The following is a 24,667-nucleotide window of genomic DNA, read 5'->3' on the forward strand; positions in this document are numbered from 1 at the left end:
AATAGTGGCAAGCAGACATCATTGCGGCAGGTCACAAAAAAAAGAAAAAATCCGCGCCTCGTAGGAACTTTCCTACACATCCCGTTGCCATACACGACGTTACTGGCAACTCGATATCCATATGCCAGCATCGCACTCCCAATGATTCCTGGCAGTGTGATTTCTTGATGTCAAACATCAGCGATCACAACTGTGAACTGGTCGAGAAATTAGTCACTGCGCCCGTACTCCCCTGTATATCCGGGTAGTCGTCGCGAAGTGTTCAAGGACGAAGTTACCGATGACTCAGACGTTTTTTGATGTTGAAGCATTGATCAAGCTGCGAAGCCAGACCCGGGCCATTTCTGACGCGCTCAAGGCGCAGGCTTCGGACTACCTGGCGACCCTGGCTTTGCTGATCCGTCCGCAGACGTTTTTCGGTGAATACCTGCAAGGTGCGCAGCGCAGCAGCGGCCGTGAGACCCAGCACCATTTCAAGGAACTCAAGGCGCTCTACGACCGCATCGGCTCGGCCGCTCCGTTCCAACTGGTCAACGAACTCGAAGTGCCCCTCAACCTGCTCAGTACCACCCCGCAACTGTTTGCGCTGGAGTACGACAAGGTGCTGTCCCAAAGCGGCCAATCCATTCGCATCACCAGCCCTGTGCGCTGGGTGGTCGGGTTCAGTTCGTTCGACCTGGCCCGTTTTCGCACCGTCATCAACGACCCCAATCGCAGCAGCGCCGAGCTGTACCGCTTCGTGGTGCATTACCTGGTGCTGTTCTACTGCCTGAGCAAGTCCCCCGGCATCAGCCGCTTGCTTGAAGGCCTGCGTTTTCCCGTCACCTTCGAACGCTTGAAAGACTTCGGCGACCTGCCCTTCTGCGTCATCAGCTCGCCGGTGCGCTCGCAGTTGCCCGACGAGGCGGTGATCCGCAGCAGCACCCAGATCGCCGGCAACACCAGCTTCGAAGAATTGGTGGGACACGAAAACATCATGGAAATGAACGATGAAATTCGTCAGCGCCTGCTGCTGACGATCGAAGGAATGTAACGCGCTCGGCCACCCATTGAACCGACACGCAAACGACTTGCAGCGAATTGTTCGCACAGGAGATCACGATGGCGAAGAAGGAAAGTACCCAGCATAAACTCGACCGCGTTCGCGCGCCTCGGGTCCATATCACCTACGACGTGGATATCGGTGACGCTCAGGAAAAGAAAGAGCTGCCCTTTGTCGTCGGTGTGCTGGGCGATTTCTCCGGTAACCCGCTGGAGCCGCTGCCGAAGCTCAAGGACCGCAAGTTCATTTTCATCGATCGCGACAACTTCAACGGCGTGCTCAAGGGCATCAAGCCGCGCCTGACCTACCGCGTCGACAACACCCTGGCCAAGAACGGCACGCAGTTGGGTGTGGAGCTCAACTTCAACGCCCTCGAAGACTTCGAACCGCAGAACGTGGTCAAGCAGGTCGAGCCGCTGCGCAAGCTGCTGGAAGTGCGCAACAAGCTGGCGGACCTGCGCAACAAGATGGGCGGCAACGACAAGCTCGAAGAACTGCTGATGGACGTGCTGCAGAACACCGAGAAGTTGAAAACCCTGGGCAAGGAATTCGGTCGCGAAGCCGCCGTTCCAGCCACCGACGACAAAGCGTAGGAGCCTGACGATGAACGACAAGCAAACCGTGACTCAACAGGACAGCACGCTGGTTGAAGTGGACAGCTTCACCGCGCAATCCTCGTTGCTCGACAGCATCATTTCGCAAAGCCGCGTGGCCCGTTCCGAGACCGAACGGACCCGCACCCGCGACCTGATCGGTGAATTGGTCAACCAGATCCTGGAAGGCGAAATGACGCCGAGCAAGGACCTGATCGCCGTGCTCGATGCGCGCATTGCCGAGATCGACGCGATGCTCTCCGAGCAGATGAACGAGATCATGCACGCCAGTGAATTCCAGCAGCTGGAAGCATCCTGGCGCGGCCTGAAGTATCAGGTCGACCAGACCGAGACCAGCACCACGCTGAAGATCCACCTGCTCAATGCGTCGAAGAAAGACCTGGTGCGCGACCTCAAGGCCGCATCCGAATTCGACCAGAGCGCGCTGTTCAAGAAGATCTACGAAGAAGAGTACGGCACCTTCGGTGGTGCACCGTTCGGCATGCTGCTGGGTGACTACGAGTTCAACCGCAGCCCGGAAGACATGTACCTGCTCGAAGAGATTTCCCACGTTGCTGCGGCTGCCCATGCGCCGTTCATTTCGGCGGCCTCGCCTGAGCTGTTCGGCTGGGATTCGTTTACCGACATGTCCGGCCCACGGGACCTGGCGAAGATTTTCGACACCGTCGAATACGCCAAGTGGAAGTCGTTCCGCGCCAGCGAAGACTCGCGTTACGTCGGCCTGACCCTGCCCCACGTGCTCGGTCGCCTGCCTTACGGCCCGGATACCACGCCGGTCGAGGAATTCAACTTCGTCGAAAGCGTCGATGGCCGCGACCACAACAAGTACCTGTGGATGAACGCCGCCTACGCGCTGGGCACCCGGGTCACCGATGCGTTTTCCCGCTACGGCTGGTGCGTGGCGATCCGTGGTGTCGAGGGTGGCGGTCTGGTCGAAGGCCTGCCAACGCATACGTTCAAGACCGATGACGGTGAAATCGCCCTCAAGTGCCCGACCGAAATCGCCATCACCGATCGCCGCGAGAAGGAGCTGTCGGACCTGGGCTTCATTCCGCTGGTGCACTGCAAAGGCACCGACTACGCGGCGTTCTTCGGCACCCAGTCGACGCAGAAGCAGAAGCAGTACAACACCGACATTGCCAACGCCAACGCCCGGCTTTCCGCGCAGTTGCAGTACATCTTCGCCACCTCGCGCATCGCCCACTACATGAAGGCGATCATGCGCGACAAGATCGGCAGCTTCGCTTCGCGCAAGGACGTCGAGCTGTTCCTCAACAAGTGGCTGTCGAGCTACGTGTTGCTGGACGACACCGCCAGCCAGGAAGCCAAGGCCAAGTTCCCGTTGCGCGAAGCCCGCGCCGAGGTGTTCGAGGTGCCGGGCAAGCCGGGGGTGTACAAGGCCGTGACCTACCTGCGCCCGCACTACCAACTGGACGAACTGACCGCTTCGTTGCGCCTGGTCGCCGAACTGCCGCAATCGACTCGCGCCTGATCGCCAACTTTGCCAGGGAGGCAACATGACCAGTCAACACAAGCTGTTGCCATCGCTGCTGGACCGATTGCTGGACGATCGTCCGCATCAGTCCATCGAAGCGTCATCGCAGCGCTTGTGTTCGCTGGCCGATTACAAGGCCAGCATCGTTCGCGACCTGGAAGTCCTGGTCAACACCCGCCAGTCCCTGATCGCCAACGAGCTGGACGGTTTCGCCAACCTGAGCGGCAGCATCCTCGACTATGGCATGCCGGACTTCACCAGTCGCAGCGTGCTTGACCCCAAGGATCGCCTGCTGATCCAGCGGCAACTGGAGAAGGCCATCACGGTCGGCGACCGGCGCTTTCGCAGCGTCAAGGTGCAACTGCTCGCCCAACAGACCGGCCAACGCATGCTGACCTTTCGCGTGGACGCGGTCCTGCGCCTGCAAGACGTCACCCGTCAGGTGTCCTTCGACGCGGTGCTGCAGGTCAATACCCAGGAATACAAAGTGCAGAACCTCAACTGATGCTCGACGATCTGCTGCCCTATTACGAAAAGGAACTGTCGCACCTGCGCTTTTTGGGCCAGGAGTTCGCCAGCCAGTATCCGAAAATCGCGTCGCGGTTGCTCATCGAGGGCGATAACTGCGAAGACCCGCACACCGAGCGCCTGATCGAAGCGTTCTCGTTCCTGTCGGCGCGGGTGCATAAAAAACTCGACGACGAGCTGCCGGAAATCGTCGAGTCGTTTCTCGAGGTGCTGTACCCGCATTACCTGCGCCCTACCCCGTCGATGTCGATCGTCGAGTTCAACCTGGGCAAGCAGGAAAAAGTCACCGAAGCGTTCCGTGTGCCCCGGCATACCGAACTCAGTGCCAACCCGATCGATGGCGTGGTGTGTAAATTCCGCACCTGCTACCCGGTCGAGCTGTGGCCGGTGGCGGTGCAACAGGCCTCGTTCATCGAGATGGAACGCTCGGCATTCAACGGCCACAGCGCTGACCTGGTCGCACGCTTGCGCATCGGCCTGGTGGCCACTTCCGATGTGAAGTTCGGCAAGCTGGAACTGGACAGCCTGCGGTTCTTCCTCGACGGCGAAAGCACGTTGATGCTGCAACTGTACGAGCTGCTGTTCAACAACCTGGCCAAGGCCACGCTGACCTTCGAAGATGAAGGGCGCAGCCGTGAGGTCGTGTTGCCGGCCAACGCGTTGAAAGCCGTCGGCTACAGCCTGGATGAAGGCCTGGTGGACTACTCCGAGCGCTCGTTCCTCGGCTATCGCCTGCTGCACGAATACTTCACCTTCCCCGACAAGTTCATGTTCTTCGACCTGTCGGGCTTTACACGGATTCTGGCGGGCAAGGAGATCGAGAAAGTCGAGGTCAACTTCTACTTTTCCGACTACGACCTGAGCGACCGCCTCGCGCGCCTGACGCAGAACATCGGGCGCAATAACTTCAAGCTCAACTGCACGCCGATCATCAACCTGTTCCGCCAGCAGGCGGAGCCGATCAAGTTGACCCACGCCCAGCACGAGTACGCGGTGACGCCGGATGTGCGCCTGCAAGGCTCGGCCGAGGTGGTGTCCATCGACCGCGTACGACGGGTTCGCAAGGTCGGCGGTATCGATCAGGTCGGCACCTGTCATCCGTTTTTCGAACCCCGTGGCGATCAGGGCCCGGGGCAAAGTTTCTGGATGGCCCGGCGCCGTGCGGTACAGGGCGGCCAGCGCGATGGCTCGAACGTGTTTATCCGAATCGTGGATCGCGAGCTGGGCCTGATGGAGGCCAACAACGACGCGTTGAGCATCCGCCTGACCTGTAGCAACCGTGACCTGCCCCTGCTGTTGCCGTTCGGGGGTGAGCGCGGCGATTTCAATATCCCGGGCAACTCGGTGATCAAGGACATCCGCTGCCTGCGCAAGCCCACTGCCACCGCGCGCGTGCCCTTGGGCAACGGCGTGATCTGGCGGCTGATTTCGCATCTGTCGCTCAACCACATGTCGCTGGTGTCCCGTGGCCGCGAAGTGCTGCTGGAGCTGTTGTCGCTCTACAACTACCGCAATGTGTCGGCGATCCGCAAACAGATCAACGGCATCGTCTCGGTGAGCAGCGAGCCTGTGGTCGCGCGCATCGGCCACCCGCGCCCGAACTTCGTCCGTGGTGTTGGCATCACCCTCAACTTCGATGAAAGCCAATACACCGGCAGCGGTGTGTTTCTGTTCGGCATGGTGCTCGATCACTTCTTTGGTCAGTACTGCTCCATGAACAGCTTTACCCAATTAACCCTTCGCACCTTGCAGCGCGAAAAGAGAGTCGTCCAATGGCCACCGCGAACCGGCGATCAACCCCTGGTCTGATCGACCAGGCACGGGCTGAGCCGCACCGATTCGAGTTTTTCCAGTTGGTGCGCTTGCTTCGCCTGCATTACAGCAGGACCGGGCGCATGGACCTGCAGACCCGACCGCACGAAGACCCTTTGCGTTTTCGCTCGCAGCTGTCGCTCAACTTCCCGGCCAGTGAAGTCAGCGATCTGCAGTTCGAGCGTGAAGGCAAGGTGTCCGTGGCCGGCCTGCCGCTGTCCGAGATGCAAGTGACCTTCATGGGGCTGGTCGGGCCGTCGGGCGTATTGCCGCGCCCGTACACCGAGCTGTTGATCGAGCGGCACATCCAGTACCGGGATGACGCGGCCCACGCGTTCCTCGACATCTTTTCGCACCGCATGACCACGCTGTTCTACGAGGCCTGGCAAAAGTACAAGTTCTACATCGAGTACGAACGCAACGGCACCTCGGATTTCGATCGCTACCTGCTCAACCTGGTGGGTTTCGGCCCCGAGGCGCAGAAGCAGAAATTCGACAGACAAGGCTCGCCCCTGCGCCGGGAATTGTTCAGCTATTTCTCCGGACTGTTCGCGCAGAAACCGCGCAACGCGCTGAACCTGGAAGCGATGCTGTCTTTCTATTTTTCGCTGCCGTTCAAGGTCAAGCCGTTTGCCGGTCGCTGGCTGAAACTCGACGCCAGCCAGTGCACGCAGCTGGGGCGCAAGAACGCCGTGCTCGGGCAAAGCGCCGTCGCCGGTAACCGGGTCTGGGACTACCAGTCGTGCGTGCGCATCGAGTTGGGTCCACTGGAGCTGGCCGACTATCAACGCTTCCAGCCAGGCACCGAGGACTACCAAAAACTGGTGGAACTGGTGCGTTTCTATGTCGGTGCGGAACTCGACTTCCAGTTGGCACCCAAGCTCAAACCCAAGGCCGTACCGCCCGCCCGCCTGGGCACCGTTTCCCTGGGCCGGCTCGGCTGGCTCAAGCGACCGGGCGTCGATGTTGAACCTTCCCGCTGCGCCCTCTTCCACATTCCTTTTGATGGGGTCTCCCTGTGAACCTGAAGTCCCTGTTTGCCAAGCTCAACGACACCAGCCGTGCCGCCACCGAAAGCGCTGCGGCCCTGTGCCTGTCGGAACACCACTACGATGTCGAGATCGAGCACCTGTTGTTGCAGTTGCTCGACAGCCACGACAACGACCTGCCGGCCATCCTGCGTCATTACGACGTGGTGCCTGAGCGCTTGCAGGCGCAGCTGGTCACGGCACTGGGGACGTTCAAGAAAGGCAATACGCGCACCCCGGCGCTGTCGCCGCACCTGACCCGCCTGATCGAACAGGCGTGGGTCCTGGCCTCCATCGAGTTCGGCCAGGCGCAGATCCGCACCGGCCATCTGTTGCAGGCCTTGCTCGACGACGATGAACTGCGCCGGGTGGTGATCGCGGGTGCGGCTGAGCTTGAGAAAATCAACGCCGACGATCTGCGCGTGAACCTCAACGCGTTGGTGGAAGGCAGCGCCGAATCGGCCCTGGCCAAACCGCCGAGTGATGTCGCCAGCACGGTCAAGGGCAATGGCAAGACCCCGGCCCTGGATCAATACACCATCAACCTCACGCAAAGCGCTCGCGAAGGCCGGATCGACCCGGTGCTCGGTCGCGAGTTCGAGGTGCGGCAGATGGTCGACATCCTCACCCGCCGCCGCCAGAACAACCCGATCCTCACCGGTGAAGCCGGCGTCGGCAAGACCGCCGTGGTCGAAGGCCTGGCCCTGCGCATCATCCAGGGTGACGTGCCGTCGGTGCTCAAGGGCGTCGCCATCCACACCCTCGACCTGGGCTTGTTGCAGGCCGGTGCCGGGGTGAAGGGCGAGTTCGAAAACCGCCTCAAGTCGGTGATCGAAGAAACCAAACGCAGCCTGCACCCGATCATCCTGTTCATCGACGAAGCGCACACCCTGATCGGTTCGGGCGGCCAGGCCGGGCAGAACGATGCCGCCAACCTGCTCAAGCCAGCCCTGGCTCGCGGCGAATTGCGCACCATCGCGGCGACCACCTGGGCCGAGTACAAGAAGTACTTCGAGAAGGATGCCGCCCTGGCCCGCCGCTTCCAGGTGGTGAAGGTCGAAGAGCCGCACGAAGACAAGGCGATCCACATGCTGCGCGGCTTGCTGGCCAAGATGCAGGAGCACCACAAGGTCACGGTGATGGACGAAGCGCTGGTGCAGGCCGTGCGCCTGTCCAATCGTTACATCACCGGGCGCCAACTGCCGGACAAGGCCGTCAGCGTACTGGACACCGCCTGCGCCCGGGTCGCCCTGGGGCAATCGGCGCAGCCGGGGCCGCTGGAAGACTGCAAGCGCCAGATCGACAACCTGCAGGCGGAAATCTCGGTACTGCAGCAGGAAGCCGCCAAAGGCAGCGACCATGCCCGTCGCCTGGCCACCCTGAACGCCGAGTTGCTGACCGAACAGCAGACCCGCGATGCCCTCGAGCAACAGTGGCAACGCGAGCTGCAACTGGTGGAACAGCTCGGCGCTCTCAGCTACCCGGACAATCAGGCACCGGATGCACAAGAAATTGCCGCGGTGCGCGCCGAACTGGCCAGCGTCCAGGGTGAGCAACCCCTGGTGCATGCCCTGGTGGATGGCGGCACCATCGGCGAAGTGATTTCCGGCTGGACCGGCATCCCGCTGGGCAAGATGCTGCGCGACGAAATCGACACCGTGCAGCGCCTGCCTGCGCTGCTGGGCGAGCGGGTGCTCGGCCAGGACCACGCGCTGCAGGAAATCGGCAAGCGCATCAAGATTTCCCGCGCCCGCATGGAAGACCCGAACAAGCCCATCGGCGTGTTCCTGTTGCTCGGCCCGAGCGGCGTCGGCAAGACCGAAACCGCACTGGCCCTGGCCGACACCCTGTATGGCGGCGAGCGAAACCTGATCACCATCAACATGTCCGAGTACCAGGAAGCCCATACCGTCTCCAGCCTCAAGGGTTCGCCACCGGGTTACGTCGGTTATGGCGAGGGCGGCGTGCTGACCGAAGCCGTGCGACGCAAGCCGTACAGCGTGGTGCTGCTCGATGAAGTGGAAAAGGCCCACCCGGACGTGCTTGAACTGTTTTTCCAGGTATTCGACAAAGGCGTGCTGGACGACGGTGAAGGTCGCGAGATCAACTTCCGCAACACCGTGATCATCCTCACGTCCAACACCGGGACCGAGCGCATCATGCAGTGGTGCCTGAACGCCCAGCCGCAACCGCAGCCCGAAGAAATCGTCGAAGGGCTGCGTGACGAGCTGAACCAGGTGTTCAAGCCAGCCTTCCTCGGCCGCCTGACCATCGTCCCCTACTACCCGGTCCAGGACGCGATCCTGGAGCGCATCGTTTCGCTCAAGCTTGCGCGCATTCGCCAGCGTTTCGAGCGCAATCATCAGGCCGTCCTCGGTTATGACGAGGCGCTGGTAAAAGCCATTGCCTCGCGCTGCACCGAGGTCGACAGCGGCGCTCGCAACATCGACAACATTTTGTCCAAGACCCTGATGCCGGAGCTGGCGCAGCGGGTCCTTGAGCGCATGGCGCAGGACAAACCGATCCAGAGTCTGAACATCGAGTTGGGCAGCGACGGCGATTTCGCCTATCGCCTGTGCTGACCGGGCATCTACAGGTAGTGGTCATGGACAAGAAAAATTCAGGGAAGCGTCTCGAAAAGACGGCGTTGGCCAAATGCCTGACGGCGGTGGCGATGATGGCGGTACTGAGCGCCTGCGGCGTCACCGACCGGGTCGGCAAGCGGGTCGACGACACCTGGGCGGGCGACATGCTGTTCGACGACCAGGAGAAGGTCATCCTCACCTCCGACGGCGGCAACCAGCTCAATCCCGACGCGTCCGGCCAACCGCTTTCGGTGGTGCTGCGCGTGTACCAGCTGACCTCACTGGAGCGCTTTGCGTCGGTCGACGCCGACACACTGTGGGACGACCCGCAAAAAGCCCTCGGCAATACCCTGATCGAGAACCGCGAAATCACCCTGCTGCCGGGCATGGGCCAGGTCGACAAGTGGCCGCTGAACAAGGCCACCGGCTATGTCGGCGTCGCCGCGTTTTTCCGCACCGACGAGAACAGCCGCTGGAAGGTCGCGTTTGACGCCAACTCCCTGCGCAAGGACGGCATCTGGTTCTCCTCCGACGGCCTGCGGGTGCTGGTGGACAACAACAAGGTATCCGCCGTCAGTGGTGTCGACGTCCTGGACAAACCCAAGACCCAGGAGCAACTGGCCAAAGCCGCCGCCCTGCCCGACCAGCCGGCCGAGCCGACGCTGACCGAGCGCGTGCAGGACGTCGTGGTGCAGAAGGCCCAGGACCAGGCAAGTGCCTCCGCGCAAAAAGCCGTGGACTCGAAATTGAATTCATTTTTGGAAGGCGCTCAATGAGTAAGCAAAGCCGGGTGATGTGGTCCGAAGGCATGTTCCTTTTGCCCCAGCATTTCCAGTATCAGGATGAGTTCCACCAGCATCAGCTGGCGCAGGCGACCCTGCGCAACACTCCCTTTCACTGGGGCGTGCAGTTGCTGGAAGTGGACGAGGAAGCCCTCGCCACCGGCTCCCTGCAGCTCAAGCGGCTGAAACTGGTGTTCCCCGACGGCAGCCTGTTCGACGCGCCGCAGCACGATCCGCTGCCGGCCGCCCGCGACTTGAAGGACCTGCTCAAGGGCAACGACCTGAAGGTCTACGCCGCGCTGAAACTGCCGGAGCCCTTCGGCCTGAACTACGTCGAAGACGGCCAGGAACAGAAGACCGGGCGGCGCTACCGCAAGCAGTTCGACACCTTGCCGGACCTCAACGAAGGCGACCTGGAAAACGAAATCACCAGCCTGCGCCTGAACGTGGTGATGCTGATCGACGGCGACAACCTCGATGGCTACACCTGGTGCCCGATCGCCCGGTTGTCACGCAACAACATCGGCGGCTTCAACCTCGACGGGCATTTCGTGCACCCGACGCTGCACCTGGGCACCCATGACACCCTGATCGGCCTGGGCAAGCGTTTGCTCGGTGCCCTGCAATCCAAGAGCAAGGCGCTGTCGGGCCGGCGTCGCGAGCGCGCCGACCAGATTGCCGAGTTCGGCTCGAGCGACGTCACCCTGTTCTGGCTGTTGAACACGGTGAACCGTGCCCACCCGGCCCTGGCGCACCTGCTCGCGCACCCGCGCCTGCACCCCGAGCGCCTGTATCTGTTTTTGGCTGAACTCGCCGGCGGCTTGCTGACGTTCTCGCTGGACACCCAGCTCAACGACATTCCCGAGTACGACCACCACGACCCGGCGGCCTCGCTGGTCAGGCTCGACGAGATGATTCGCGTGCTGCTCGACAACGTGGTGCCGAACCAGTGTGTGGTGATCAACCTGACCCAGACCAAACCCTCCTACTGGCAAGGGCAGCTGCACGATCCACGGCTGGCGGAGGCGGATTTCTACATTTCCGTGCACGCCGACATGCCGGGCGCGAGCCTGCTGGAACTGGTACCAAGGGCGTTCAAGGTCGGCTCGCCGGAAGACATCGAAGTGGTGGTCAACAGCGCCATGCCGGGCGTCACCCTCAACCATTCGACCCGCCTGCCCAATGCGATTCCGGTGCGCCTGGACAATCACTACTTCTCCATCGAGCCCCACGGCCGGGTGTACGAACGAATGATGAGTGCCCAGGCCATCTCTTTCTATGCGCCCAGCGCGTTCACCAACCTCAAGCTTGAACTGATGGCGGTACTCAAATGACCGAAGCCGTACTGCAAGGCGCCGTTGCGGCCGCCCGTGAAAAACCGACGCTCAAGGACCTGGTGCAGGACTTCATCAGCATGGCGCTGATCGTGCGCAAGGGTCGCCAGGTGACGTCGGTCAGCGCCTTCGAGGCGAGCGTCGACAGCTTCTTCAAGGCGCTGGAGCTCGATGCCCGTGGCGCCAACTACAGCGTGGAACAGGTCAAGGACACCCAGTACGCCCTGTGTGCGTTCCTCGATGAAAGCGTGTTGCGCTCCGGGGACAACGAACTGCGGCGGCACTTTGAACTGCAACCCTTGCAGTTCCGCTATTTCGGCGTGCACCTGGCCGGTGAAGGCTTCTTCGAAAAGATCGATGCGCTGCGTGGTGACGTGAAACAGAACCTCGATGTGCTTGAGGTCTACCACCTGTGCCTGGCCCTGGGTTTCGAAGGCAAGTTCAGCCTCGGGCAAAAGGACCAGCTGCGCTACCTGGCCAACACCCTCGGCCAGGACATCGCCCGCTTTCGCAAGACCCCCAAGGCCCTCTCGCCTGACTGGGCGTTGCCCGACCAGGTTTCGCAGATGCTGCGCCATGAAGTTCCCCTGTGGCTCTACCTGGCGCTGATTGCGCTGGTCTGCGCGGGTGTCTACCTGACGCTGGACTGGCTGCTGGGCAAAGACGTAGCCGCGTTGTCCGAACAAATCAGCCAGCTGTTCAGTGCCTGAGCACAGGTCAGGTAACCGAGTCAGGAAGACATGAAGACATTATTGCGTTCGTTGAAAAGTTTTTGGTTCCTCGTCCCCGTCCTGTGGCTGGCGAGCCTGGCGGTTTGCTGGTTCGTGGCCCCGCACGTGAGTTGGCTGCGCGGTTATGCGCTGGAGGCGATGGCACTGATCAGCGCCTTCTACCTGCTGATCATTGTGCTGCGTCAGTACAAGCGCATCCGCGCCGAGCACAACCTTGAGAACCTGGTGCAGATCGAAGTCGATCGTTCGCTCAAATCCTCGGGTGAGTTCCGCGACCAGCACGTGCTGCGCGAACGCCTCAAGCACGCCATCGCGATGTTGCGCACCGACCGCTCGGCCGGTGGCGGCGGCTCGTCGGCGCTTTACGATCTGCCGTGGTACCTGGTCATCGGCATGTCCGCGGCGGGCAAGACTTCGTTGCTGACCCGCTCGGGCCTGTCCGCCAGCATTGCCAGCAGCGCCAACGACACCGAAAGCGGTACCCAGCATTGCGATTGGTATTTCAGCCCCGAGGCCGTGATGATCGATACGGCCGGCCGTTACCTGCGCGACGACCCGTCGGCCAGTGAGTTCGCCGCCTTCCTGCGGCTGCTGAAAAAGCAGCGCAGCAAGGCCGCGGTCAACGGCCTGGTGCTGGTGGTGAGCCTGCCTGAACTGCTGGCGTGCACCACGGCCGAGCGCAACGAACTCGCCGCACAACTGGTGTCGCGCATCGAGGAATACAACGATTGCCTGGACGCCAATCCACCGATCTACCTGATGCTGAGCAAGACCGATCAACTGCCCGGCTTCAGCCAGGCCTTTGAAGGCCTGGATTTGAACGAACGGCAGCAACCGCTGGGCATGACCTTCGGTTTGTCCGAGATCCGCAACCAGGGCCTGCGCCCGGTGCTGGATGCGAAGCTGGCCAACCTCCACGGTCATATACGTCGCCACGTCGACGCCCAGATGATTGCCCTGGGTGCCGATGCCGACAGTGCGCTGCTGAACTTTCCGAACTATTTCGCCGAGCTGTCGGGGGTGCTGGAGCAGTTCCTCCAGCACTTCGCCGAAACCCGTCGCGGCGGTGCGCCACTGTTGCTGCGCGGGCTGTATTTCACCAGCGCCCTGCAGACCGACCAGCAACTGAGCCAGGTGTATGAAGACGACCTGGCCGAGTCGTTCGCCCTGCAAGCGGAGCATGAGCAACCGCAGCAAAGCAGCGGCAGGAAAATCAGCGACCGCAGCTACTTCATCACTGACACGTTCCGTCGGGTGATCTTCCCCGATCGCGACCTGACCCTCTATCAGTCGCGCCTGGGCAAGAACAACTCCGCCAGCCCTGCCCTGCTGGGCCTGGCGGTATTGGCCGGGGTTGCGTTCATTGGCTGGCAAGCCCTGTCGTTCCAGAACAACCGTCAGTGGCTGGCTGCATTGCGCGAGCAACTGACCGAACTGCAACAGTCCCCGGACCGCGCCGGGTTGCTCGCCTCGGGCCAGGGCCTGGAGCTGCTGCGCGAGCAACTCACAGCCATCGAAAAGCACCGTGCCAACGGCGTGCCGCTGCAGTTGAGCGCCGGTCTCTATCGTGGTGACGACATCTACCTCGTTGCGCAGACCGCTTACTTGCAGCAACTGCGCACCCAGGCGCTGGAACCCGTCACCTTGCAACTGCAATTGCAGATGCGTGCCTTCAATGAGTTCGCCCGGACCATGGATGCGCAAAACAGCTTTGCGCCCGCGCCAAACAAGGCCGACTCAACCAAAGCCCGCGCGGGCCAGAAACTGCCGACCCGCTTGAACAACCTGCCGCGCAGTAGCGCTGATGTCGCCAGTCGCCTGACCGGTGCCGCCAAAGGTGCCGCCAACAAGGCACGGGGCGAAGCGCTGACGGCACTGCGCAACCCTGCCACCGCGAGCGATGCCGCGGATCTGTCGGCTACCACCGGCGGGCTGTCGTTGTCCGAAGAAATGCTCGGCCGTCTGGATGAGCGCCAAGTCGCCTCCATCATCGAGTCCTATAACGCGCTGAAGCTCTACCTGATGCTCACGCAACCGGGCACCCACCCGGACCCGGAATTCGTCGGCGCTGCATTGCCGGTGGCCTGGGCCAATACCGCCAGTGCCGACCATCCTGTCAGCATTGAGGTGATTGAGGACAACTCGCCGGTCTACGTGCAGCTGCTCAAGAATGGCCAGGCACCCGCCTTGTCGCGTAACGAGCAGCTCATCAGCGAAACCCGCAACAGCCTGAAGTCCTTCATGATTTCCAGCTCGCTGGTGGACCGCGAATACCTGCGCCTGCAACTGGAATCCAGCCGTCAGTTCCCGGCCATCGGCCTGAGCGACCTGGTGCCACTGCCCGGCCGTCAGCTGCTGTATGGCAGCGAAGCGGTCCCGGCGATTTTCACCCGCCAGGGCTGGGAGCAGTTCGTCAAGCCAGAGCTGATCAAGCTGGTGTCGGGCAACCTGCAAAACGAAACGGACTGGGTGCTCGATGGCGAAGGCGGCGACAGCATCGTGCAGAAAGCCAACTTCATCCGCGAGTTCATGACGCGCTACAAGCGCGACTACACCCAGGCCTGGTACGGCTTTGTCGACAGCGTTGGCGTGCGTCACTTCACCGACATGGCCAATGCTACCCAGCAACTGTCGCTGCTCAGCGACGTGCAGAACTCGCCGGTGAAAACCCTCCTGGTGGCGGTCAACGACAACACCCAATGGGACGTCCCTGCCCCCCGCGAAACCCTGCCAGCAGGCAGCAAGCCCGATGACGGGTTCTGGAGCAGCGTCAGCGGGATCTTCGATGGCAAGAACACGGCACCAGGTGCGCTGGTATCGCCTCTGCCGGCGGTCGACGACGGCAGCCTGGCAAAGCGCTTCGAACCGGTATCGCGGGTGTTCGCCGTGCAAAACGCCGAGGGCGCCGACAGCACGATCATGGACCGCTACCTCGCGGCCCTGCGCAAACTCAAGGTGCGGATGAACAACATCCAGCGCTCCCAGGACGTTGGCAAGAGCAGCAAGCAGCTGATCAGTGAAACCCTCGAAGGCCAGCCGAGCGAAGTGACCAGCGTGCGCAACTACGTCGAGACCACCGTCGACACCAGCCAGGGCAGCCTGTCCGATTCGCTGCAGGGCCTGTTCAGCCTGCCGATCCAGTTTGCCTGGGAAACCCTGCGCGACCCGGCCGGCCAACAGATTGCCAAAGCCTGGGCGCAGCAGATCGCCAAGCCCTGGGAGCAGGTCATGGCGCACCGTTATCCGATCGCGCCAGGTAGCCGCAATGAAGCCTCGGTCAAGGATCTGCAGCGTTTCGTCGACCCGGAATCCGGGCTGCTGCCGAACTTCAAGCGCAACGAGATCGGCAATCTGTCCGGTGGCGAAGGCCTGGGGATGAGCAGCAACAGCAAGGCAGCGCCGCTGGTCAACCCGAACATGGTCAACAGCATCGACAAGGCCAGTTCGTTGGGCCAGGTGATCGCCAGCCTGTCGGACCGCGAGAACGGCTTCGAGATCATGCTCGAACCTTCCGCCAACCTGACCGACATCATCTTCACCCTCGACGGCCAGGAGCAGCACTACCGAAACGGCAGGACCAGTTGGAGCCGTTTCTCGTGGCCGGGCACCACTAACACGCCGGGCGCACGCCTGGATGTGGTGACCCTGAGCGGCGAGCGCATCACGGTGTTCGACTACCCGGGCCGTTGGGGCCTGCTGCGCATGAACGACAGCGCCCGGGTCAGCGACCTGGACGGTATCCAGCAACGCTTCAGCTGGAACACCGGCAGTGGCCCGGTCAGCCTCGCCGTGCGCAACTACGGCGGCGTCAAGCTGACCGACCTGGCCAACGTCAAGGCGCTGAGCGCGCTCAATGGCGCAGAGGCTCGCCCGCTGTGAGCCGCCAGAACCTGAACCCGGGAAGCGGCCAATGATCGGCTGCTTCGGCAAGGTCCCCGCGAGCCCGGACTTCGTCAGCCTGCAAGGTGCGGGCGACGACGTCTGCGAGTTCGACGGCTGGCTGCAAGGCGCACTGGCCGCCCTGCAGCATCGCGAAGACTGGCGCGAGCTGTTCGACGCCTTGCCGCTGTGCTTTTTCAGCTACCGCGCACGCAGCGGCAACTGGTTGCTGGGCGGGCTGATCAGCTCCCGGGATTCGAGTGGGCGACGCTATCCGTTTTTCATTTTCCAGACCCTCAAGGCCAGCGAAGCCGAGCCGCTGGTCAATCCGTTCACCCTGGGCGAATTGTTCTGCGGGCAGATCAGGCCGCTGCTGCACATGGCCGTCCAGGGCGAAAGCACTTCGGCGCTGTTCGAGCGCATCAAGGCCCTGCGCCCGCTGCAAGGCCAGGACTTCGAATTGTTCCGACGCGTGCATGACAAATTCCTGGTGAATTTCAACCTGCGCGATATCAGTACCGCGCTCGAAGGCGCCTACCCGGAGTTCGTCACCAACGCCGTGCTGACCCGGCTGCTGGCCCTGAAAAAGCACCTCGACCAGGCAACGCCGATCGGCATCGCGCTGCCCTTGCCGGCGGAAAGGGGCTTGAAAAACCCCACCGCCGATCTGTGGGTCACCTGGCTGACGCACATGACCCCGGAGCGCGCCGTGCCGCAAATCAGCCTGTTGGCGGACGATTTCATGCGCCCCCGGCTGATCTGTTTTGCCTCACGCAGTACCTGCGATGCCTATCGCCTGCTGACCGGTATCGGTGAGCGCTCGCAGAGCTATGACGTGCTGGCGTCTTTCGATGCCTTTGACGAGCACCACCGCCAACACACCTTTGCCGAAATCGACCGCCCGTTGGGTGACGTTATCGACCGTTTTGTCGATGCCCTGGATTCGAAGCCCGTATGAACAAGATCAAGTATTACTTCTTGCGCTATCAACCCTACATCCTGGGGGTGTGCTTTTTCCTCACGATCTTCGTGGTGTGGGGCATCGGGCGTGCGTTCGACTTCAGTTCACTCAACAGCCTGCTGACCGGCATCGGCGTGTTCCTGCTGCTGTCCGCCGGTTATGTGCTGCTTCTCTATCGGGGCGTGTCCCGGCATCACAACCTCGAAGGGCTGCTGCGCGAGGATGCCGACCAGGCCGTGTTGAACGCGAGCCCGGCGGATCGCGAGGAAGTCAGCCTGTTGCGCGAGCGGTTGTTGCAGAGCATCGAGCGCTTGCACAGCAACAAGCCAAGGGGCAGCAATCCAAAGGATGCGCTGTATGCCCTGCCCTGGTACCTGGTGGTCGGCCAGCCGGCGGCAGGCAAGAGCACCATGCTCTACCAGTCGGGCCTCAATTTCCCTTACGCCGAGCGTGAAGGTGTGCGAGTCGCAGGCCTGGGTGGCACGCGCAATTGCGACTGGTTCTTCAGCTCCGAGGCCGTCCTGCTGGACACCGCCGGGCGCTACATGAACAACCAGGAAGAGGCCGGCAAATGGCGCGCGTTCCTGCAGCTGCTGCGCCAGCACCGTCAGCGCCGGCCACTCAACGGCCTGATCGTCACCGTCAGCATCCACGACATCCTGCAGACCTCGCTGGAAGATCAGGAGCGCATCGCCAAGCGCCTGCGCGAACGCATCCAGGAAACCCATGCCCTGCTGGAAGTGCGCCTGCCGGTCTACCTGGTGTTCACCAAGTGCGACCTGGTGCCGGGTTTCACCCCCTTCTATCGCCAACTGGACGAGACCGCCCGCGGCGAAGTGATGGGCAAGACCTTCTCCCACAAAGGTTACGAGCAGGCCGACTGGGGGCAGCGCTTCGGCGCGGCGATGGACGAACTGGTCAGCTATTGGCAACAGGTGGCGAGCCAGCAGCTGGTCACGCAGGATATCCAGATCACCCGGCAGGATTCGGCGGTGTATCGCTTCCCGCTGGAACTGGCGGCCCTCAAACCACGGCTGCAATTGTTCGTCGACGCCCTGTTGCGCGCCAACCCTTATCAGAATGCGGAACTGCTGCGCGGTTTCTATTTCACCAGTGCCCTCGATGCCGACCAGCCGGAATCGGGCGGGCACGCGCGGCAGGTGACCGAACGTTTCTCGCTGGAAGGTGAGCGGGAGTTCGCCAACGGCAACGCGCAACCGCGCCCGCTGTTCATCAACAGCCTGTTCCGCAAAGTCATCATTCCCGACCAGCACCTGGTGGCGCTGTACACCACCAACCACCGCGAACGTCGGCGCAAAGCGACCTGGATCGGCGCTGCCGCAATGGTCGCGGTGCTGCTGTGCAGCCTGTTGGGCTGGTCGTATGTGAACAACCGGAACACCTTGCACAGCCTCTCGGCAGAACTGACCCGGGCGGCCGCCGATGACCGCTCCGCCACCGGGCAATACACCGCCTGGCAAACCCTCGATCGCCTGCGTTTCTGGACCGCGCATTACTACGCCCAGCACCACGACGAAGGTGTGCCACTGCGTATGCGCCTGGGGCTTTATCAAGGCCACAAGGTAGAACCACTGGTGCGCAGCCGCTACTTCGACCGGCTGGAAAGCGTGATGCTCAAGCCCACGGCCGACAACCTGACCCGCTCGTTGTACTTGCTGACCACCCTCAAGGTCTATCAGCGCAATGCCAAGGAGTTGCTGCCGGTGACCGGCGTGGACAGCGTCGAACCCAAGGCGCTGCCCAATGACAACCGGGCGCAGTCCATTGCGCAGTTCGGCAAGGCGACACTTGACACCTACGTGATGCTCTCGCGTGCCCAGCGTGAAAAGGCCGACCCGGCATTCCTGAAAGCGAAGATCCCGGACTACTGGTACCCGGCGATTGCCCGCCAGGTCGGCAACGCCGGTGTCGCCGCCGCGGACTATGAGTTCGCCAGCCGCCAGATCAACTTCTACAGCGACCAGATTCACGAGCCCGACGTGCCGCGAATCCTCGACAACGCGTTCCTGGTCTCCAGCTCGCGCAACTACATCAACAGCCTGCTGACCCAGTCGTTGCGCTCGATCGAAACCATCACGCTGGAGTCGGACACCTTGTTCGCCTTTGGCCGAGCCGACTTCCAGAGCCTGAAGAATGAAGGTCAAGGCCAGCTCAGTGCGATCGCCGGCAAGCTTCTGAGCACCCCCAACGTCGGGAAAATCATCATCGCCGGGCACGCCGATCAACTCGGCGATCCCCAGGGCAACCTGCAGGTTTCCCGGCAGCGGGCACAAACCATCAAGACCTATCTGGTGGGCAAAGGCGTACCGGGCGAACTGGTCGAGGCCGTCGGCGAAGGCAGCACCCGGCCCCTGGTCAAGTGCGACATGCAACAGCCAAGGGCCCAGCTGATCCGCTGCCTGGAGCCTAACCGACGGGTAGAAATCGAGGTGCGGGCGCTCAACTGAAGCGCCGCACTCAATGAAGAAATACCGCTGCCCGGGTCGAAACCGGGTTGGCGCAACAAGCCTCTGTTGATCGATTCAAAGAGGTTAAAGCGAAGGGCTGTGATCTGTTTGCAGGTGACATCCTTTTTAATGAAGGTAAGGAGAAAGTAAAAATGGCATTTGACGCATACATCCAGATCGACGGCATTCCAGGCGAAGTACTGGACGACAAGCACAAGGATTGGATCGAGGTGCTGGGCTACGAGTACGGCGCCACCCAGGCGACCTCCGCGACTGCCAGCTCTTCGGGCGGTGCTTCGTCGGAGCGTGTGGCATTGAGCGACTTCAGCATCCGCAAAGCCGTGGACAAGGCTTCCGCCAAGCTGTTCGAAGCCTGCTGCAAAGGCACGCACATCGCCAAGATCCAGTTGAACGTCAACCGCGCCGGTGGCGACAAGGTGACCTACCTGACCATCAACCTGGAAGAAGTCGTGGTGTCGTCCGTGAAAGCGGTCGCTGGCGGCAGCCAGAACGGCGAAGACAAAGCGGTGGGCGACCTGCCGATCGAAGAAATCAGCTTCAACTTCGCTCGCATCAAGACCACCTACACCCAGCAGAGCCGTGCCGACGGCCAGGGCGGCGGTAACGTCACCGGTGGTTGGGATCGCACTGCCAACAAGGTTTTCGCGTAAACCCTGGGCAATAACGGACCGCGAGAGCGGTCCGGTTTCAGCACTGCGCCCGCGAAAGCGGGCACGGTGTTCTTTCATTCCGATCCGAGTTGCCTATGTCTGAATTTCTCAACGACCTTTCGCTGGCCGAACTGACAGCGCCCATCAACGGCGGGAGCGGCGAAGACCTGAGCTTTTCCACCCTGTTCGATCAGGTGAAAGAAGCGCGGCGAGCAGACCCCGATTATCTGACCCAGGGTGATTGGCAAACGGACCTGAAGTCTTCGGACTGGGACCTGACCCTCACCCTGGCTGCCCAGGGCCTGGCTCGACAGAGCAAGGACCTGATGCTCGTCGCCTGGCTCAGCGAAGCCCTGGCGCACAAGCACCATTTCACCGGCATCACCTTTGGCCTGACCCTGGCCGAACGCCTGCTGGACAATTTCTGGACCGGCCTCTTCCCTTCCCTCGAGGATGGGGTCGATGAACGCGCGGCCCGCCTGGCGTGGATGAAAACCACCCTGGCGGATGTGGTGGGTGGGCTGCCCATCACCCAGGGCCAAGCGTACGGCCTGCTGCGCTATGACGAATCCCGGCACGTCGAAAACCTCGCGTTGCAGAACCCCCAGGCCATGCGTGCGGCCCTCGACGAAGGCAAGATCAACGCCGAGGTGTTCCAGCGTTCGGTGGTGCTGACCGACTCCGATCACCTGCGCCACAAAGCCGCTGAAATCGCCGCCAGCCTCAATGCCTGCGAGCAACTGCAGAGCACCGCCGACAGGCTGTTCGGCCAGGATGCGCCGAGTTTTGCCGGGCTCCATGACGTGTTGTCCCGCGCCGGCCAACTGGCCGAGAAACTGCTCAAAGATCGCGGTATCGATCTACACCCGGCCCCTGTCGCGCCCACCGCGGTCGTCGGCGAAAGCGCTGGCGCACAACCTGAAGGTGCAGCAATGACCCAGCCCCAGCAAGACATTCCCGTCACGCCGCTGCGCACCACACCGCAAACCCGCGACGAGGCATTCACCCTGCTGGCGGGTATCGCGCAGTACTTCAAGCAGACCGAGCCCCAGAGCCCTGTCCCCTACCTGATCGAACGCGCGATCAAATGGGGCAACATGCCGCTGGAGGGCTGGCTGAGCGATGTGATCAAGGACAGCAATGTGGTGGACAACATCCGCGATGTGCTGGGGACGAAGTCTTGATGACAGGCCGGAAAACTGCAGGCAAAAAAAATCCCGGGCAGCTGATGGACGCCCGGGACTTAAAAATGCATAAACCGTGGTGGTGAACGCGGGGCGCATATTACGCAATGTTTCGCCCTGTAACAAGATATTTTCGTTAACCGGTCAGTTACTAAACTCTCTAAGCCGTTATATATCCTGATATTTTTTACGGTTAACCTCGAAACAACCTTAACTACAGGAACCAGCGGTACTCGCGGGCACTGATGTCATTCAGGAATGCCAGGTGGTCCTGGCGCTTGTTCTCGCAATACACATGGACGAATTCCGCGCCCAAACCTTCACGCAATTTTTGATGGCTTTGCATGGACTGCACCGCTTCGAGCATTTCCAGCGGGAAGTCGATCCCACTGTTGCGATCTTCGTTGAGCGGGGCGATCGGTTCGCGAGCTTGTTCGAGGCCTTGTTCCATTCCCACCAGGATCGCGGCGAGCACCAGGTACGGGTTGGCGTCGGCGCCGGCGAGGCGATGTTCGACCCGCAGGTTTCTCGCGTCCGACTCCGGCACCCGCAGGCACGCGTCCCGATCCTCGAAACCCCAACTGGCGCGCGAAGCGACGTTCACCGTGGCGCTCAAGCGTCGCATTGCGTTGTGGTTCGGCGCGAAGATCGGCATGCAGTGCGGCAACACATCCAGGCAACCGGCTACCGCATGGCGCAACGCTTGTTGCCCGTTCGCCGCCAGCAGGTTGGTGCCCGCCTCGTCGTACAGGCTCACGTGCACATGCATGCCGCTGCCGGGGTGCTGCAGGTAAGGTTTGGCCATGAAACTGGCGCGGTAGTCGTGCTTGAGGGCCACGCCGCGCGTGCTGCGGCAGAACAAGGCGGCCCAGTCGGCGGCGCGCAGGCCATCGTCGAGATGACCGAAATTGATTTCGAACTGACCGGGGCCCAATTCGGCGGTGATCACCGTGGCATCAATGCCTTGGGCGCGCGCGGTCTCGACCATTTCATCGAGCACCGGGGCAAAGCGCGATAGGCGTTCGATGTGCATGTTCGGCTGGTCATCGGCATCGCCGGTCAGCGGGTCGCGGGCAAACTGCGGCAAGCCATCGCGCAACTGGCTGTCGAACAGATAGAACTCCAGCTCGAACGCCACCACCGGAAAAATGCCTTTGCGAGCGAGTCGCTGAAGTACCTGCGCCAACACTTCGCGCGGCTCGAAGACGATCGGTTTTTCCGTGCCGTCGGAGGTGATCAACATTTGCCCCAAGGGTTGCTTCTCCCAGCTCACCAACTTGAGCGTGCCCGGCACCAGGCGCCGCAGCGCATCCGGATCGCCGTCGTTGAAGCAGTAGTCGCCGATCTTGAACAGCCCGCCCTGGGTGCCGAGCAGCACGCAGTTCTGCGGCAACTTGAGGGCACTGCCGGCGGCGACTTTTTCGAGCATTTCGATCGGGTAGCGCTTGCCGTAGAAATGCCCGGGAATGTCCAGGGAAATCAGGTCGACGTAGCGCACCTCGGGGTAGCGCTGACGAAACCCACGCACTTCGGCCAGCAGATCAGAGCACACAGCATCCATCGTTTTGTTCCTTGATTGTTTTTATCAGGTGTAGACCCAGAGCACGCGGGTCAATTGGGCCGAGAGGTTGCCGTAGCGGCAGTGGGCATGGCTGGCCAGTTGAAAGCTGTCGCCGGTGCGTAGGGTCACCGGGTCGTTGTCATCCAGCCACAGCGTCAGCTCCCCTTCGAGGACATAGCCGCCCTGCTCCGAGCTGTCCTTCATGTGCCGATCGCCGCTGCTGGCACCGGGTTCCAGCTGGCTTTCGAGCATGGAAAAGGACGCGCGCATTTTTGGCGAGACCAGGATGTCGGTGATGCCGTCGGCGTAGTACAGGGTGCGGCGCTCATCCGGCCGGGTCACCCAGGGCAGCGCCATGGGTTTGGGCAGGCTGTAGAAATAGGTGGTCGGCACGCCGAGCGTCTCGCTGATGGCGGTCAAGTCCGCCACCGTCGGGCGGGACAAGCCGCGCTCGACCTGGGAGAGAAACCCCACGGAGCGGCCGATCTTGTCGGCCAGGTCCTTCAAGGTGTACTTCTTGTGCTTGCGCAGGTCCTGGATCAGGATCGCCAGCGCCGAAATCTCTTCTTGCATGTCCATCTAAAGGCTTCCAGAAGTGGCCGATTCAAATGCTGTCGCGCAGCCGGTACCAGGCTTTGCCGATGGCTTCCAAGGGTGCTGCCATGTATTTTCCGCCGGGAAAGCTGCCATTGGTCAAACCCTGGTACAACGCCAACTCATCCGGCTGGCCGAGAATGGCGTCGGAAACCGCCCGGGCTCCGGCAAGGGTCGGCAGCACGCCGTGCCCGGAGTAGCCCTGCAACCAGTAGAGGTCGCCGCGTCGACCGATGTCGGGCGTGCGCTTGAGCGTCAGGTCAATGTGCCCGCCCCAGGCGAACTCCAGTTCAATGCCCTTCAATTGTGGAAACACCCTTTCCAGGCACGGCCGGGTGGCACGGGCAATGTCCTTGGGCATGCCCCCCAGATAGGTGCAGCCGCCGCCGAACAGCAGCCGGTTGTCCGGCGTGCGGCGGAAATAATCGAGCACGAACTGGTTGTCGGTGACGCAGACATTGCCCGGTAGCAGCGCGGTGGCCTGGGCCTCGGACATCGGCGCCGTGGCCACTTGATAGGTGCCCACCGGCAATACGCAACTCGCCAGCTGCGGGTCGAGTCGGTCCAGGTAGGCATTGCAGGCCAATACCAGGACATCGGCGCGGATGCGACCGCGGTCGGTGGTGACCACGTAGCCGTTTTCGTCCTCGCGATAATTCAACGCCTTGCTTTGTTCATGAATCACGCCGCCGGCCTTCTCGATCGCGGCGGCCAGCCCCAGCGCCAGCTTCAAGGGGTTGAGGTGCCCGCCTTCGGGGTCGTACAAGCCGGCCTGATAGCGCTCGCTGGCCACCCACTCGGGCAACTGGGCGCGCTCGATGAAGCGCAAACCGTCATGTCCCCATTTATGGCTGGCTTCGTGTTGCCATTCGGTCAGCAGGCTGACCCGGCGTGGCATCACGGAAGTCCATAGGTGGCCGGGGCGGTAGTCGCAATCGAAGCCATGGCGTACGGGTAATTGGCGCAACTCTTTTGCTGCCCAGCGCATGCCGTCCCACAGCCGCCGTGCGCGTTCGTGACCCAACGCGGCTTCCAGCGGTGGCATGTCACAGGACCAACCGAGAATGGCCTGGCCGCCGTTACGTCCCGATGCTGCCCAGGCGACGCGGCTGGCTTCCAGCAAGGTCACGCGTTTGCCGGCCTGGGCCAGACGAAGTGCCGTGTGCAAGCCGCTGAAGCCGGCGCCGATGATCAGCACATCGGTGTTTTGCTCGCCTTCCAATGCCGTTCGATTGACCAGGCGATCAGCGCAGGAGTGGGCGTAGTAGCTGGCGACATGCTGGGTGGATTGCTGAAACATTACCGGCTCCATGAAATTTTATAGTTCTAATTTCATGAAAAAATACAGGTTTAATTTCATGCGTGCAAGGTTGGTATCCTTAGGGGCTGACTTGGCGG

At 61.9% G+C, this 24,667-nt stretch carries 18 protein-coding genes; 15 read left to right on the forward strand and 3 right to left on the reverse strand.

Annotated elements, in window-relative coordinates; all coding sequences use genetic code 11:
* Window positions 1-280: 280 nt before the first annotated feature.
* The 15 genes from DKB71_RS20245 to tssA all read left to right on the forward strand — a co-directional run bounded on the left by DKB71_RS20245 (window position 281) and on the right by tssA (window position 21,114).
* Window positions 281-1,033 (forward strand): hypothetical protein, encoded by a 753-nt coding sequence (locus DKB71_RS20245; RefSeq protein ID WP_323608974.1) that lies wholly within the window; start codon window positions 281-283, stop codon window positions 1,031-1,033.
* Window positions 1,034-1,101: 68 nt separating this feature from the next.
* Complete coding sequence (gene tssB / locus DKB71_RS20250; RefSeq protein WP_046820303.1) at window positions 1,102-1,635, forward strand: type VI secretion system contractile sheath small subunit; 534 nt, start codon at window positions 1,102-1,104, stop codon at window positions 1,633-1,635.
* A gap of 10 nt (window positions 1,636-1,645) precedes the next feature.
* Window positions 1,646-3,148 carry a type VI secretion system contractile sheath large subunit gene (gene tssC / locus DKB71_RS20255; protein WP_408596966.1) on the forward strand — a complete coding sequence of 501 codons (1,503 nt, stop codon included), beginning with the start codon at window positions 1,646-1,648 and terminating at the stop codon, window positions 3,146-3,148.
* Window positions 3,149-3,173: 25 nt separating this feature from the next.
* Window positions 3,174-3,656: a type VI secretion system baseplate subunit TssE gene (gene tssE / locus DKB71_RS20260; RefSeq protein WP_408596968.1), complete on the forward strand. Its 483-nt coding sequence runs from the start codon at window positions 3,174-3,176 to the stop codon at window positions 3,654-3,656.
* A complete protein-coding gene (gene tssF / locus DKB71_RS20265) occupies window positions 3,656-5,488 on the forward strand; it encodes a type VI secretion system baseplate subunit TssF (RefSeq protein WP_408596970.1) in 1,833 nt (610 codons plus the stop codon). The genes tssE and tssF overlap by 1 nt, the downstream gene beginning before the upstream one ends.
* Window positions 5,452-6,513, forward strand: coding sequence for a type VI secretion system baseplate subunit TssG (gene tssG, locus DKB71_RS20270; RefSeq protein WP_408596972.1), 1,062 nt, complete (start codon window positions 5,452-5,454; stop codon window positions 6,511-6,513). Before tssF ends, tssG begins: the two co-directional genes overlap by 37 nt.
* A complete protein-coding gene (tssH, locus tag DKB71_RS20275) occupies window positions 6,510-9,101 on the forward strand; it encodes a type VI secretion system ATPase TssH (RefSeq protein ID WP_408596974.1) in 2,592 nt (863 codons plus the stop codon). Before tssG ends, tssH begins: the two co-directional genes overlap by 4 nt.
* 23 nt (window positions 9,102-9,124) lie before the next feature.
* Window positions 9,125-9,880 (forward strand): type VI secretion system lipoprotein TssJ, encoded by a 756-nt coding sequence (tssJ, locus tag DKB71_RS20280; RefSeq protein ID WP_274077530.1) that lies wholly within the window; start codon window positions 9,125-9,127, stop codon window positions 9,878-9,880.
* The gene (tssK, locus tag DKB71_RS20285; protein WP_166620566.1) at window positions 9,877-11,220 is read left to right on the forward strand and encodes a type VI secretion system baseplate subunit TssK; all 1,344 of its coding nucleotides are present in this window, start codon (window positions 9,877-9,879) and stop codon (window positions 11,218-11,220) included. Before tssJ ends, tssK begins: the two co-directional genes overlap by 4 nt.
* Window positions 11,217-11,930, forward strand: a complete 714-nt coding sequence (icmH, locus tag DKB71_RS20290) for a type IVB secretion system protein IcmH/DotU (RefSeq protein ID WP_406592244.1) — start codon at window positions 11,217-11,219, stop codon at window positions 11,928-11,930. The genes tssK and icmH overlap by 4 nt, the downstream gene beginning before the upstream one ends.
* A gap of 30 nt (window positions 11,931-11,960) precedes the next feature.
* Window positions 11,961-15,830 carry a type VI secretion protein IcmF/TssM N-terminal domain-containing protein gene (locus DKB71_RS20295; RefSeq protein ID WP_408596977.1) on the forward strand — a complete coding sequence of 1,290 codons (3,870 nt, stop codon included), beginning with the start codon at window positions 11,961-11,963 and terminating at the stop codon, window positions 15,828-15,830.
* Window positions 15,831-15,861: 31 nt separating this feature from the next.
* Window positions 15,862-16,788 (forward strand): type VI secretion system-associated protein TagF, encoded by a 927-nt coding sequence (tagF, locus tag DKB71_RS20300; RefSeq protein ID WP_274077534.1) that lies wholly within the window; start codon window positions 15,862-15,864, stop codon window positions 16,786-16,788.
* Window positions 16,785-19,259 (forward strand): type VI secretion system membrane subunit TssM, encoded by a 2,475-nt coding sequence (gene tssM / locus DKB71_RS20305; RefSeq protein WP_408596979.1) that lies wholly within the window; start codon window positions 16,785-16,787, stop codon window positions 19,257-19,259. The genes tagF and tssM overlap by 4 nt, the downstream gene beginning before the upstream one ends.
* Before the next feature lie 152 nt (window positions 19,260-19,411).
* Complete coding sequence (locus DKB71_RS20310) at window positions 19,412-19,930, forward strand: type VI secretion system tube protein Hcp (protein WP_007978712.1); 519 nt, start codon at window positions 19,412-19,414, stop codon at window positions 19,928-19,930.
* A 95-nt stretch (window positions 19,931-20,025) separates the two neighbouring features.
* Window positions 20,026-21,114, forward strand: coding sequence for a type VI secretion system protein TssA (tssA, locus tag DKB71_RS20315; RefSeq protein ID WP_408596982.1), 1,089 nt, complete (start codon window positions 20,026-20,028; stop codon window positions 21,112-21,114).
* Window positions 21,115-21,328: 214 nt separating this feature from the next.
* Here tssA and DKB71_RS20320 read toward each other — a convergent pair whose 3' ends face one another.
* From DKB71_RS20320 to DKB71_RS20330, 3 genes are read right to left on the reverse strand one after another with little or no spacing between them, the layout of a single operon-like run.
* The gene (locus DKB71_RS20320; protein ID WP_323608965.1) at window positions 21,329-22,675 is read right to left on the reverse strand and encodes a glutamine synthetase family protein; all 1,347 of its coding nucleotides are present in this window, start codon (window positions 22,673-22,675) and stop codon (window positions 21,329-21,331) included.
* Between the two features lie 24 nt (window positions 22,676-22,699).
* The gene (locus tag DKB71_RS20325; protein ID WP_166620560.1) at window positions 22,700-23,254 is read right to left on the reverse strand and encodes a helix-turn-helix domain-containing protein; all 555 of its coding nucleotides are present in this window, start codon (window positions 23,252-23,254) and stop codon (window positions 22,700-22,702) included.
* A 25-nt stretch (window positions 23,255-23,279) separates the two neighbouring features.
* The gene (locus DKB71_RS20330; RefSeq protein ID WP_408596985.1) at window positions 23,280-24,569 is read right to left on the reverse strand and encodes an NAD(P)/FAD-dependent oxidoreductase; all 1,290 of its coding nucleotides are present in this window, start codon (window positions 24,567-24,569) and stop codon (window positions 23,280-23,282) included.
* Window positions 24,570-24,667 lie beyond the last annotated feature (98 nt).

Origin of the sequence: Pseudomonas sp. PLMAX (genome assembly GCF_046042685.1) — a bacterium.
Lineage (GTDB): Bacteria > Pseudomonadota > Gammaproteobacteria > Pseudomonadales > Pseudomonadaceae > Aquipseudomonas > Aquipseudomonas putida_AE.